At 70.0% G+C, this 11879-nt stretch carries 13 protein-coding genes and 1 pseudogene; 9 read left to right on the top strand and 5 right to left on the bottom strand.

Annotation, left to right across the window (positions count from 1 at the left end; translation table 11 throughout):
- Positions 1-70 precede the first annotated feature (70 nt).
- On the bottom strand, positions 71-1105 hold the full coding sequence (locus tag ACFMRZ_RS25655) for an aldo/keto reductase (protein WP_400181052.1): 1035 nt from the start codon (positions 1103-1105) through the stop codon (positions 71-73).
- An 83-nt stretch (positions 1106-1188) separates the two neighbouring features.
- On the opposite strand from ACFMRZ_RS25655, the gene ACFMRZ_RS25650 reads away from it, so the two are divergent.
- Positions 1189-1806 carry a TetR/AcrR family transcriptional regulator gene (locus tag ACFMRZ_RS25650; protein ID WP_280273942.1) on the top strand — a complete coding sequence of 206 codons (618 nt, stop codon included), beginning with the start codon at positions 1189-1191 and terminating at the stop codon, positions 1804-1806.
- 78 nt (positions 1807-1884) lie between these two features.
- Here ACFMRZ_RS25650 and ACFMRZ_RS25645 read toward each other — a convergent pair whose 3' ends face one another.
- Entirely contained in the window at positions 1885-2469 is a 585-nt protein-coding gene (locus ACFMRZ_RS25645; RefSeq protein WP_400181051.1) for a TIGR03086 family metal-binding protein, read from the bottom strand.
- Between the two features lie 227 nt (positions 2470-2696).
- On the opposite strand from ACFMRZ_RS25645, the gene ACFMRZ_RS25640 reads away from it, so the two are divergent.
- The gene (locus ACFMRZ_RS25640) at positions 2697-2921 is read left to right on the top strand and encodes a hypothetical protein (RefSeq protein ID WP_280273940.1); all 225 of its coding nucleotides are present in this window, start codon (positions 2697-2699) and stop codon (positions 2919-2921) included.
- Positions 2922-2924: 3 nt separating this feature from the next.
- On the opposite strand, the gene menD is transcribed toward ACFMRZ_RS25640, so the two are convergent.
- On the bottom strand, positions 2925-4547 hold the full coding sequence (gene menD, locus ACFMRZ_RS25635; RefSeq protein ID WP_400181050.1) for a 2-succinyl-5-enolpyruvyl-6-hydroxy-3-cyclohexene-1-carboxylic-acid synthase: 1623 nt from the start codon (positions 4545-4547) through the stop codon (positions 2925-2927).
- Positions 4548-4636: 89 nt separating this feature from the next.
- Between menD and ACFMRZ_RS25630 the strand changes: the two genes are divergently transcribed.
- Positions 4637-5464: a siderophore-interacting protein gene (locus ACFMRZ_RS25630; protein ID WP_400181049.1), complete on the top strand. Its 828-nt coding sequence runs from the start codon at positions 4637-4639 to the stop codon at positions 5462-5464.
- Positions 5465-5682: 218 nt separating this feature from the next.
- Here the strand turns inward: ACFMRZ_RS25630 and ACFMRZ_RS25625 are convergent.
- Positions 5683-6130, bottom strand: a pseudogene (locus tag ACFMRZ_RS25625) (DUF6918 family protein).
- A gap of 86 nt (positions 6131-6216) precedes the next feature.
- Positions 6217-6873, bottom strand: coding sequence for a PaaI family thioesterase (locus tag ACFMRZ_RS25620; protein WP_400181048.1), 657 nt, complete (start codon positions 6871-6873; stop codon positions 6217-6219).
- A 450-nt stretch (positions 6874-7323) separates the two neighbouring features.
- Here ACFMRZ_RS25620 and ACFMRZ_RS25615 point away from each other — a divergent pair, with 450 nt between their 5' ends.
- The 6 genes from ACFMRZ_RS25615 (at position 7324) to menE (ending at position 11873) form a co-directional block, all read left to right on the top strand.
- On the top strand, positions 7324-8217 hold the full coding sequence (locus ACFMRZ_RS25615; RefSeq protein WP_280273199.1) for a 1,4-dihydroxy-2-naphthoyl-CoA synthase: 894 nt from the start codon (positions 7324-7326) through the stop codon (positions 8215-8217).
- A 47-nt stretch (positions 8218-8264) separates the two neighbouring features.
- Positions 8265-8666: a VOC family protein gene (locus tag ACFMRZ_RS25610; RefSeq protein WP_400181047.1), complete on the top strand. Its 402-nt coding sequence runs from the start codon at positions 8265-8267 to the stop codon at positions 8664-8666.
- 25 nt (positions 8667-8691) lie between these two features.
- Positions 8692-9975 carry an anion permease gene (locus tag ACFMRZ_RS25605; protein ID WP_400181046.1) on the top strand — a complete coding sequence of 428 codons (1284 nt, stop codon included), beginning with the start codon at positions 8692-8694 and terminating at the stop codon, positions 9973-9975.
- A complete protein-coding gene (locus ACFMRZ_RS25600) occupies positions 9975-10265 on the top strand; it encodes a hypothetical protein (protein ID WP_400181045.1) in 291 nt (96 codons plus the stop codon). Before ACFMRZ_RS25605 ends, ACFMRZ_RS25600 begins: the two co-directional genes overlap by 1 nt.
- A gap of 18 nt (positions 10266-10283) precedes the next feature.
- Positions 10284-10640, top strand: coding sequence for a DUF3349 domain-containing protein (locus ACFMRZ_RS25595; protein ID WP_280273203.1), 357 nt, complete (start codon positions 10284-10286; stop codon positions 10638-10640).
- Between the two features lie 75 nt (positions 10641-10715).
- Positions 10716-11873, top strand: coding sequence for an o-succinylbenzoate--CoA ligase (gene menE, locus ACFMRZ_RS25590; RefSeq protein ID WP_400181044.1), 1158 nt, complete (start codon positions 10716-10718; stop codon positions 11871-11873).
- The last annotated feature ends 6 nt before the right edge of the window (positions 11874-11879 follow it).

The following is an 11879-nucleotide window of genomic DNA, read 5'->3' as shown; positions in this document are numbered from 1 at the left end:
TCGGGCCGGCCCGTGCGGGCGGACGCCGCGATCACAGACTGTGGTCGCGGCGCCCGTCTGCGTGTGCGCGCTAGACGGCCGGCGGGTTGAGGCGGGCGAAATCGGGCAGGCGATAGTACGGGTAGTAGGGGTAGGGCGGCGTGACGGCGCTCGCCTTGTCCAGGCGGGCGATCTGGTCCGCGGTCAGCTGCCAGCCGACCGCGCCGAGGTTCTGGCGCAGCTGGTCCTCGTTGCGGGCGCCGACGATGACCGTGGCGACGGTGGGGCGCGTCAGCAACCAGTTCAGGGCGATCTGCGGGATCGTCCGGCCGGTCTCCGCGGCGATGTCGTCGAGGGCGTCCACCACGTCGTAGAGCAGGTCGTCGGACACGGGCGGGCCCGCCTCGGCCGTCTTGTGCAGGCGGCTGCCCTCCGGCAACGGTTGCCCACGCCGGATCTTGCCGGTGAGCCGACCCCAGCCGAGCGGGCTCCACACCACCGCGCCGACGCCCTGATCGCGGCCCAGCGGTAGCAGCTCCCACTCGTAGTCGCGGCCGACCAGCGAGTAGTACACCTGGTGGGCGATATAGCGCGGCAGGCCGTATCGGTCCGCTGCCGCAAGGGATTTCATCAGTTGCCAGCCCGCGAAGTTCGATGCCCCGACATAGCGGATCTTGCCCGACCGGACCAGGTCGTCCAGCGCGGCGAGCACCTCCTCGACCGGTGTACCGGCATCGAAGGCGTGCAGCTGGAACAGGTCGATGTAGTCGGTGCCCAGCCGCCGCAGCGCCGCCTCGACCGCGCCGATCAGCCGGGAGCGGCCCGAACCCGCCTCGGCCGGGCTCGGACCGGTGGGCAGAGAGGCCTTGGTGGACAACAGGATCCGGTCGCGGCGGCCCGCGATGGCCGCGCCGAGTACCTCTTCCGAGGCGCCGTCGGAGTACACGTCCGCCGTGTCGAACATGGTCACACCCGCCTCGACAGCGATGTCGACGAGCCGGCGGGCCTGTCGGGCGTCGGTGTCGCCCCACGCGCCGAACAGTTCGCCGCGCCCGCCGAACGTGCCCGCGCCGAAGCTCAGCGCGGGTACCAGCAGGCCCGAATTTCCCAGCCGCCGATACTCCATGACCACTCCTAAAAGGAACTGTAGTTTCATTAACATTGCCGACAGTACACTGCATGCAGACCTAATGGAACTGGAGAACCGTTATGACTCAGGACACGCCGAGCCCCGGGTCCGTGCGTCCGGGCGGTCGCACGGCCCGCGTCCGTGCGGCCGTCCTGCGCGCGGCCGGTGACCTGCTGACCGAACGCGGCTTCGCGGGACTGGACCTGACCGAGGTGGCCGTCCGCGCCGACGTCGGCAAGACCACCGTCTACCGCCGCTGGCGCACCCCGGCCGGCCTGGTCGCCGACCTGCTGTCGGAGATGGCGGAAAGCTCACTGCCTCATGCCGATACCGGGTCGCTGCGCGGCGATCTGCTCGCGAACGCTCGCCTGGTGGCACGGACCCTCGCGGACCCGCGTCAGGGCCCGCTGTTCAAAGCCCTTGCGGCCGCGGCGAGTTGCGACAGCGCCACCGCCGTGGCCCTGCACGCCTTCTACGACGCCCGCCTCGCCGAATGGTCGCCGTGTATCGCGGCCGCCGTCGCCCGCGGCGAACTTCCCGACGGAACCGACTCCCGCGCAGTCCTTTCCGCCGTCTCCGCCCCGCTCTACTACCGGCTACTCGCGAGCGGCGACCCCATCGACGACCAGGTCGCCACGACCGCGGCCGACGCCGCGGCTCTCGCCGCCCGCGCCGGATTGTTCACCACGACAGCCTGATCCGCGGCCGAGGCGCACCCGCACCCCGCACAACAGGATGCGAGGCACAGGGCCGCATGCCGGCGCGGAAGTCGGTGCTCAGGCCGCCGACCACGCCGGGTCGCGGCCGGTGCGCCCCAGGACGCGATCCCACAGCGGCGCCTCGTCGGGCACCGCCACCGTCGGGCCGAACAGGCCGGGGACGCCCTCCGGCGGGGTCTGTTCCAGCATGTCCATCAGCACCGCCAGGTCCTGCTCGGCGGGGTGGTACGGCTGACCGGTGGCGCAGGCGAGATCCCACCCGTGGATGACCAGTTCGTCGAGCGCGACCACGGCTATCTCGGTGGCGGGCGCGACCACCCCGCCCGCTTCGGTCTCGCCGTCCCAGGCCGCCGGTTCCCGCCAGGCCGCCACCAGCGCCTTCAGCTGGGCCGGGATCCGCGTGCGCCAATCGCCTACCAGCGGCGCGTCGGGACCCGTCTCCGGCGGGATCGAGCGACCGACCGCCTCCTTCGTCGCGGCCTGCCGGAACGCCTCGGTGAGACCCACCACATGCACGAGGAGATCGCGCACGGTCACATCGGTGCACGGCGTGTGAACGGGCAGGTGATCGTCGGTGATCCCGGCGATCACCGCCGCCAAACCCGTCGCGGCCGATTCCAGATCGAACGCCGGTTCCGTCATGGTTGCTCCTTCCAGGGCATGACGCGCCGCATCTCGGGCATCCGTGGATTGAGACGGGACCGGCCCGCAGAACTCATCGCCGATATCGCACCGACGAGGCGGCCGGCCCGGAGGAGTGAGTGAAACGTAGTGGCGGAGAGGTTGCCAGGCGGGCTCGGGCGGCGCATTCTCGATGGTGCCCGGTCACCCGGCCGGCGAATCGGCCCACTCGCGGGAAGGAGCAACCGATGACCGATCGAACCCTCGATACCGGCGCCATCGACGCAGTTCCGGAAGCCGATTTCATGGAGCAGGCCGTACCGGCGTTCCCGGAGGACGACGACGCGGAGACCGACGTTCCCGTCGGCGCCACCGAGCGGGAGGCCGCCGAGGCCGATGTGCTCGAGCAGTCCATCCCGGTGCCCCTCGACGACGACTACGAGGACGCGGGCGACGCCGAGAGCGAGTACTGACCCCTACCCGATGCCGGCGCGCACGGTGGCGTGCAGCTCGCGCAGGCTGGAGCGCTCCGTCGCCACCTCCAGCACCCGGATGCCGTGCGCGTGCCCGGCGAGTTCGACGGCCAGTTCGCCCGGATCGACCTGCCTGTGCGGGACGCGGTAGGCAGCGCACAGCGCGGCCAGATCCATGCCGTGCGGCGTGCCGAATACGCGCTCGAACACGCCCGCGTACTGCGGGTCGCCCTGTTCCAGGGTTTCGAAGATGCCGCCGCCGTCGTCGTTGGCGACGACGATGGTCAGGTCGGCCGGGCGCGGCTCACCGGGCCCGAGCAGCAGCCCGGACGCGTCGTGCAAGAAGGTCAGGTCGCCGATCAGCGCGACCGTGCGGCCCGGATGGCTCAGCGCGGCGCCGACTGCGGTAGACACGGTGCCGTCGATCCCGGCCACGCCGCGATTGGACAACACCTTGACGCCCGGTCGCGGATACGACACCAGCGCCGCGTCGCGCACCGGATTCGAGGCGCCCAGCAGTAGCTGGTCGCCGTCGCGCAGCGCGTCCATCACCACGGCCGCCACGTGCAGCCCGGTCGGCTTGGGATGCCTGGCCAGTTCGTCCCGGACCACTCCGCAGGCCTTGGCGTTCAGCTCGGCGCAGTGCTCGAGCCACTCGCGCCGCGGCGCGCCCCCGGTGATCGCACGGGTACCGGTGCCGACCACATTGCCGGACACATCGGGCCAGCGCGGCCCGGTGGTGAGCGCGTACACGGTGATGTCCGGGTCGGCGAGCACCTTCGACACCTGGCGGTGCAGCGTGGGGCGGCCGGTGATGATCGCCTGCCGCGGCCGCAGCAGCGACAGCGCCAGCGGGTGCAGCGCGGGGCCGTGCATGGGGGCGGTGGGTTCGGCCACCGTCGGCAGTTCGGCCAGCTCCGGGCGATGCCCCGCGCCATGACCCGAGATGACCACCGTGTCGGGGGTCAGATCGATATCCAGGGCCACGTCGAGGGTCGCGTACTGCGTTGCGGTCCAAGGCTTTCCCCCGACCCGCCCGGCCGGGAACGACTCCCCGAGCAGCGCGTCGGGGACCAGCGGTTCCCGGAGCGGGATGTCGAAATGCACGGGCCCGGCATTGCCGGAGCGGGTACCGCGGGCCGCGGCCAGCACCCGGCACACCGCCGCGCGCCACACGCTGTTCTGCCGCCGGTAGCCCTCCTCCGCCTCGGCCAGCCCGAGGCTCATGGCGGCGCGCACCTGGCTGCCGAACAGGCCGAACTGTTCGATGGTCTGGTTGGCCCCGCTGCCCAGCATCTCGTAGGGCCGGTTGGCGCTCAGCACGATCAGCGGCTGGCGCGCGTAGTTGGCCTCCAGCACGGCCGGACCGAGGTTGGCCACGGCGGTTCCCGAGGTCATCACGACCGGGACCGGGCGACCGCTGGACACGGCCAGGCCGATCGCGAGGAATCCGGCGGTGCGCTCGTCGATGCGCATGTGCAGCCGCAGCCGCCCCTCGGCATCGGCGGCCTGCAAGGCGAAGGCCAGCGGCGCATTTCGCGATCCGGGACACAACACGACATCCTGCACGCCTCCGCGTGCCAGCTCGTCGACGACGACCTGGGCCTGTGCTGTCGAAGGGTTCACAGGCCCAGCCTCCCAGAGAGCGTCGGCCCGTGGGGAGTCGGCCCGCTCACACCTATCGCCCGAAGTTAGGGTTTGCTAACCTAACTCGCATGGCCAAGCGCACCAAGTACCTCAAGCCCGAGGAGCGGCGGATCCTCACCGTCGGGGTCCTCGCGAGCAAGCGGATCAGTCCGAGTTTCGTCCGGGTCACGCTGGGCGGCGACGGACTGGGTGAGTTCGTCCCGATGGGCTACGACCAGTGGTTTCGGCTGTTCCTGCCCGGCCGCAACGGGCTGCGCCTGCCGACCGCGGCCAGCAATCTCTGGTACGCGCAATATCTGATGATGAGCAAGGACCAGCGGCCGGTGGTGCGCAATTACACGGTGCGCGAATACTTTCCGGCCGGGCGGGGCCGCTTCGGCGACACCGCCGAACTGGACGTCGATTTCGCCATGCACGGCGAGCACACCCCCGCGTGCGCCTGGGCGAGCGGCGCCGCCATCGGAAGTGAGGTGGGCCTGCTGGACGAGGGCATCATGTACCAAGCGCCGCAGCACACTTCGTGGGCGCTGCTGGTCGGTGACGAAAGCGCGCTGCCCGCGCTCGCGGGCGTGCTGCGGTCGGCCCCCAGAGACCTGCGCGGCGCGGCCTTCCTGGAGGTCCCCCACCCCGACGACACCCAGGACCTCGGCGAACCCGAAGGCGTACAGGTGCATTGGCTCCCACGCCCCGACCCCACCACCCAGATAGGCGGCCCCGCACTGGATGCGGTACGCGCCGCGGAACTCCCCGAACAGGGCGTCTACGCCTTCGTCGCAGGCGAGCAGAAATTAGCCTCCGGCCTGCGCCGGCACCTGGCGACCGAACGCGGAATCCCGAAGGCCGACATCACCTTCACCGGCTACTGGCGCATCGGAAAGTCGGCAGGGGAAATGTAAGGCGAGAACATTCGACGTGCGCCGACACAACTTTCACGAACCGGCGCACCTCGACGAAGCCGCGGGGCACTCACGCAACCCCGCACGGTAACGCAACCCGCACGGTTTGTGGCCGCCCCGCCGTTCGGTGCCCGGTGCGCATGCGACGAAGTCGCGAGCACCGGGTACCGAACGGCGGGGTCACGAGGCCACAAACCCCCGCGCCGAAGGCGCGGCAACTATTCAGCGTGCCGCTGGACCAGGTCGCCCACGCGCGGGAGGGCCTCGGTCACATGCTTTTTCGCCGAGGAGCGCACCGCGGAGTACGCCTTCTTCAGAGCCGGGCGCGAGGAGCTGCTCGGCCCGCGCGTCGGTCACCGCGAGCAGTGCCTCGGCGACCTCGTCCTGCTTGGACACCAGCAGGTCGGCGAACGAGCCGTTACCCGAGGCCTGGTATTCCGCCCAGTACGGCTCGAGCCGCTCGACGAACTTCGGCACGAACGACTCCAGCCCGTCCGTGACGATGGTCGGACTGACCTTCTTCGCCGCCGCGTACGCACCCTTCACAGCCAGGCCGGACGCGCCCCCCTTGTCCGACACCTCCGCTTCCAGCACCTGCTGGGCATCGGCGATGAAGGCCGGTCGCTTGGCGTCGTCGAGCAGGGATTCAGACAGTGCTGCAACCACTTTCAGGTTCCTCCGGATAGTTTTTCGATGAGCGAGCGCACGCAACTATACGCACCGGACGACCTTGGCACACACGGTCCGACCCGTCACGGTTGCCAGGGCAGCAACTGCACCATGAGCCCTTCACAATCGGCCAGCAATGTTTCAGATTCGTCGGTCAGCCGTGCGGTGACGAAGGTCTTACGGCCCTCGATGCGATCGACGGTGCCCTCCACCAGCAACGGCGTCTCCAACGGAGTGACTTTCCGGTAGTTCACATGCAGGTACGCGGTACGGCTGATAGGTCGTCCCGCGTAGTGCACAAGCGATCCGAACAGGTCGTCGAAAAGCAGCGGCAACACGCCGCCGTGCACCGCACTGTTGCCCCCCAGGTGGTATCGCCGGAACTCCCCCCGCATCCGCACCCCGCCCGGCCCCGCCTCGACAACATTCCACGGCGGCATGAGCAAACTCCCGCGCCCCGGCAACGCGGTCACCCGCCCCGCCGGACTCTGCGATTCCGGCGCCCGATAAGGCTCGAGCAGCTCGATCAGCTCCCGAGCCTTCCCCCACGCCTCCCCATACACCTCCTCGCTGCAATCCGCCGAAACCGCCAAATCCTGCAACGTCCGCATAGCCTCGACAAACCCCCCGAAGTTCGGCCCCGGCTGAGCCTCCGCAACCTTCGGAAACCCCCCATGATCCTCATACCGATCAGCCCCGATCGCACTCCGATCGATAACCGGCTCCACGCGCTCACTCATAACTGCACCGTAACCGCCATTCTTACGCCGTCAAACCCAACCCACGAGTAACCACCCCCCCCCCACACCCCCCACCCAGCACACGAAATGCCGCACCTCCCCACCCCACACACCACGCGCAACGCCGCACCAATCCACCCACACACACCACGCGCAAAGGCCGCACCAATCCACCCCACACACACCACGCGCAAAGGCCGCACCTATCCACCCCACGCACCCCCCTCCGCCAAAAACCTCCCCTGTAGCACGCCAACCCCGTAGGTTTTCGGCGCGTCTCGGTTTTCGGGTGCCGCTGCAAAGCGACGAAGGAGCCAGCAGCGGCACCCGAAAACCGAGACCAAGGGCGCCGAAAACCCGCCGGAGCGAAGCGGAGGCCAAAAACACAGCAGCGATCCCCACCCCACCCAACCACCACGCCCACCCCCAACCCCAAGGCAAGATAACCCCGTGACCTTCAACCCCACCCTCTGGACCCCCGTCCCCGGATTCGAAACCCTCACCGACATCACCTACCACCGCCACCTCACCCAAGGCACAGTCCGAGTAGCCTTCAACCGCCCCGAAGTCCGCAACGCCTTCCGCCCCCACACCGTCGACGAGCTCTACCACGCCCTAGACCACGCCCGAATGACCCCGGACGTCGGCGCGGTCCTCCTGACCGGCAACGGCCCAAGCCCGAAGGACGGCGGCTGGGCCTTCTGCTCCGGCGGCGACCAACGCATCCGCGGCCGCAGCGGCTACCAATACGCCTCGGGCGAAACAGCCGAGACGGTAGACAAAGCCCGCGCAGGCCGGCTGCACATTCTCGAGGTGCAACGCCTGATCCGCTTCATGCCGAAGGTGGTCATCGCCCTCGTGAACGGCTGGGCCGCCGGCGGCGGGCACAGCCTGCACGTGGTGTGCGACCTCACCCTGGCCAGCCGCGAGCACGCCCGCTTCAAGCAGACCGACGCCGACGTGGGCAGCTTCGACGCCGGTTACGGCAGTGCGTATCTGGCGAAGATGGTGGGCCAGAAGTTCGCCCGCGAGATCTTCTTCCTGGGCCGCCCCTACACCGCCGAGCAGATGCATCACATGGGCGCGGTGAACGCCGTCGTCGACCACGACCGGCTCGAGGACGAGGCCCTGGAGTGGACCGCCGACATCCTCGGCAAGTCGCCGCAGGCCCAGCGGATGCTCAAGTACGCGTTCAACCTGACCGACGACGGCCTGGTCGGCCAGCAACTGTTCGCGGGCGAGGCAACCCGGCTGGGCTACATGACCGACGAGGCAGTCGAGGGCCGCGACGCGTTCCTGGAGAAGCGCAAGCCGGACTGGTCGCCCTATCCCTGGTACTTCTGAGGCGAAGTGCCCGGTTCGGGAAGATCACAAGACCTACGCTCGGTGCTGTGGACATTCTCGGCAGCCGCGTCATTCTGCGACCGGCGAACTACGAGCGAACACTGGCGTTCTATCGGGACGGGCTGGGACTGGCGATCGCGCGGGAGTATCCGGGCGGCACCGTGTTCTACGCGGGGCAGTCGCTGGTCGAGGTGGCCGCGCACGGCCGCCGCGACGACGCGCCCACCGGATTCGCGGGCGCCCTGTGGTTGCAGGTGCGCGACGCGGACGAGGCCGCGGCCACTCTCGCGGAGCACGGGGTCGCCATCGATCGCGATCCCGTGCGGGAGCCGTGGGGACTGATCGAGATGTGGCTCCGCGACCCGGACGACGTGCCGATCGTGGTGGTGGAGGTGCCGCCGGAGCACCCGCTGCGCCGCGATTCCCGCCCACCCTGGCCATCGCGTTAACGGGTCGATAACGCACACTGGAGCGGTGACCGCCGAACTATTGGTTCTGCTCATCGTCGTCGTCACTGCACTGGTCTTCGACTTCACCAACGGATTCCACGACACCGCCAACGCGATGGCCACCTCCATCGCCACCGGTGCGCTGGGTCCGCGGACCGCGGTCCTGCTCTCGGGCGGGCTCAATCTGATCGGTGCGTTCCTCAGTGTGGAGGTGGCGGCCACGGTGGCGGAGGGCATCGTCCGGCTCAACGATGTCGGCGGTCCCGATCTGTTGGAGATCGTGTTCGCGGGCTTGGTCGGCGGCATTCTGTGGAACCTGCTGACCTGGCTGTTCGGTTTGCCGTCGAGTTCCTCGCACGCGCTGTTCGGCGGTCTGATCGGCGCGACGATCGCGGCGCTCGGCTGGAACGGCGTCATCTGGTCGGCGGGCGCGCAGGGCGTGCTCGGCAAGATCGTGCTCCCCGCGGTGCTGGCTCCGGTGGTGGCGGCGCTGGTCGCCTCGATCGGCACCTGGCTGGTATACCGGATCACCCGCGGCAGCGACGAGCGGTCGGTGACGCGCGGATTTCGGTGGGGCCAGATCGGTTCGGCCTCGCTGGTCTCGCTGGCGCACGGCACCAACGACGCGCAGAAGACGATGGGCATCATCTTCCTGGCGCTGATCGCCTACGGTTCGCGGTCGCCGTCGGATTCGCTGCCGCTGTGGGTCATCGTGGCCTGCGCGGTCGCGATCGCCGCGGGGACCTCGCTGGGCGGCTGGCGCATCATCCGCACGCTGGGCAAGGGCCTGGTCGACATCACCTCGCCGCAGGGGCTGGCCGCCGAATCCACCAGCGCCGCGATCATTCTCACCTCGGCGCACTTCGGCCTGCCACTGTCGACGACGCAGACCGTCACCGGCGCGATCCTCGGCACCGGCCTGGGACGGCCGGGCGCGGAGGTGCGCTGGCCGGTGCTGGGCCGCATGGTGGTGGCGTGGGTACTGACGCTGCCGCTGGCCGGTGTGGCGGGCGCGATCTGCTGGGCGCTGGCGCACGGCGTGGGCGGACTCGCCGGGGTGCTGGTGGTGTTCGCGGTGCTGATCATGCTGGCGATGTTCATGTGGCTGCGGGCGCGGCGAGCGCCGGTGGACGCGGCCAACGTCAACGACGAGTGGCGCGGGCAGGCGCCGCCCGCCGCGCCCGGGTCGCCGGGGCCGGAGCTTCCCACGCCCGCACCGAATGCCGGGCCGCCGTCCGTTCCGGACAGTCAGCGCGACCCGGCGGCGAACGACGGCACACCGGCACACCGATCGGCGGGGCGGGCCTGATGGACACGGTCGTCTTGATCTCGAAGGAACTGTGGCGAGTGACGCTGGCCGCCCTCGTCTTCGGCGCCGGGCTGCCCGCGATCTTCGCCTTGGGCGTCCGATTCCAGTCGCGCGCCGCGGCAAGCGCCGACGGCACGGTGACGCTCTCCCCCACCCGCCGCCGGGCCGCGCTGACCGCGGCCGCGGTGTGCTTCGCGGTGGTGCTGGCGGCGGTCGTGACGGGAGTCCTGTACGTCGCCAAGGGATTTCTCGCAGCACGTCTCGGCATCCATCTGTTCGGGCAGGGATGACCGCGGAAAGGACCCGTCGTGACCAGTGATCCACATGCCACACCGCCGCGCGGCCCCGAGGAGTCGGAGGCCGAGAAGTCGATCCTGCGCAAGGTGCTCGGCTGGCTGAAAGCCGGTTATCCGCAAGGTATTCCGCAGTCGGACTACGTGGCGCTACTCGCTGTGCTGCACCGCCGCCTCACCGACTACGAGGTGCAGATGATCGTCGAGGAGTTGGTCAGCGAGCGCGCCGGCGACGACGAGATCGCCCGGCACGAGATCGAGGAGGCGATCGCTCGAGTTGCCAAGGAACAGCCGGGCGAGGACGATATCGCTAGAGTGGCCTCCCGGCTGGCAGCCGGTGGATGGCCGCTGGCGACACCGACGTCGGACTGATCCCCTCCCTACCCGAGTGAAGGAAGCGCGGACCCGTTGCCGGGTCGTCGGGCCAGACATGACACGATCGCGAACGTGAGCACCCTGCGGACCCTCCCCATGCCCACCGGAGCCGCGGTGGGTGACGTCCTGCCGCACCTGCGGGAAGCCCTGGCGGGCAACGGTGCGGCCTGGCTGCCGGTGCCGACCGGGGATCGGCGGGAGTCGCACCGGCTGTCGAACGCGCTGCGTCCCGGCGAGCCGATCGACGACGACGTGGCGCTGGTGGTGACCACCTCCGGGACCACGGGCGTGCCGAAGGGCGCGATGCTCACCGCCGCCGCCCTGCTCGCGAGCGGCGAGGCCACCCACGAGCGGCTCGGCGGCCCCGGCCAGTGGTTGCTGGCGTTGCCGACCCATCACATCGCGGGCTTGCAGGTGTTGCTGCGCAGTATCCAGGCCGGTACCGAGCCGGTGGCCCTGGACGTCTCGGACGGCTTTCTGCCGGGCGGGCTGGCCAGCGCGGTCGCGGGCATGACCGGCCCGCGCCGCTACACCTCGCTGGTGCCGACGCAGTTGATCAAGGCCCTCGACGACCCCGCCGGGATCGAGGCGCTCACCTCGCTGGACGCGGTGCTGATCGGCGGCGCCCCCACCCCGCGGCCCGTGCTGGACCGCGCTCGCGCGGCGGGCATCAACATCGTCCGCACCTATGGCATGAGCGAGACCTGCGGCGGCTGCGTGTACGAGGGCGTGCCGCTGACGGGCACGCGAGTCCGCATCGAGGACGGCCGGGTGCTGCTCGGCGGCGACATGCTCGCCAAGGGCTACCGCGGGCTGCCCGATCATCCGGCCTTCGCCGAACCCGGCTGGTTCCGCACCGAGGACGCCGGGGTCTACGAGAACGGTGTGCTGACGATTCAGGGCCGCCTGGACGAGGCCATCCTGACCGGCGGCCTGCTGGTCATCCCGCAGGTCGTGGAGGCCGTGCTGGCCACGCATCCGGCGGTGAGCGAGGCCGTGGTGCTGGGCCTGCCCGACGAACGGCTGGGCCAGCGCGTCGCGGTCGCGGTGGTGCCGGTCGCCGGAGCCGTCCCCACCCTCGACGAACTGCGCGAGCACGTCGTCGCGGAGCTCGACACGATCGCCGCGCCCCGCGAACTCGCTCTGCTGGAAGAGATTCCGATGCGCGGCCCCGGCAAGCCCGACCGCAACAAGCTCCGCGACGATCTGCTCGCCGCCTCCCCGCACTGATCTCTC

The sequence above is a fragment of the Nocardia sp. N2S4-5 genome, assembly GCF_044628355.1.
Lineage (GTDB): Bacteria > Actinomycetota > Actinomycetes > Mycobacteriales > Mycobacteriaceae > Nocardia > Nocardia wallacei_B.
Note: the sequence above shows the minus strand (reverse complement) of the source record. Positions and strands in the feature narration are given on the sequence as shown.

What these genes read in the sequence shown, in the direction of transcription:
- ACFMRZ_RS25655 (WP_400181052.1), bottom strand. Translation starts at nt 1,105, where the DNA reads ATGGAGTATCGGCGGCTGGGAAATTCGGGCCTGCTGGTACCCGCGCTG.
- ACFMRZ_RS25650 (WP_280273942.1), top strand. Translation starts at nt 1,189, where the DNA reads ATGACTCAGGACACGCCGAGCCCCGGGTCCGTGCGTCCGGGCGGTCGC.
- ACFMRZ_RS25645 (WP_400181051.1), bottom strand. Translation starts at nt 2,469, where the DNA reads ATGACGGAACCGGCGTTCGATCTGGAATCGGCCGCGACGGGTTTGGCG.
- ACFMRZ_RS25640 (WP_280273940.1), top strand. Translation starts at nt 2,697, where the DNA reads ATGACCGATCGAACCCTCGATACCGGCGCCATCGACGCAGTTCCGGAA.
- ACFMRZ_RS25630 (WP_400181049.1), top strand. Translation starts at nt 4,637, where the DNA reads ATGGCCAAGCGCACCAAGTACCTCAAGCCCGAGGAGCGGCGGATCCTC.
- ACFMRZ_RS25620 (WP_400181048.1), bottom strand. Translation starts at nt 6,873, where the DNA reads ATGAGTGAGCGCGTGGAGCCGGTTATCGATCGGAGTGCGATCGGGGCT.
- ACFMRZ_RS25600 (WP_400181045.1), top strand. Translation starts at nt 9,975, where the DNA reads ATGGACACGGTCGTCTTGATCTCGAAGGAACTGTGGCGAGTGACGCTG.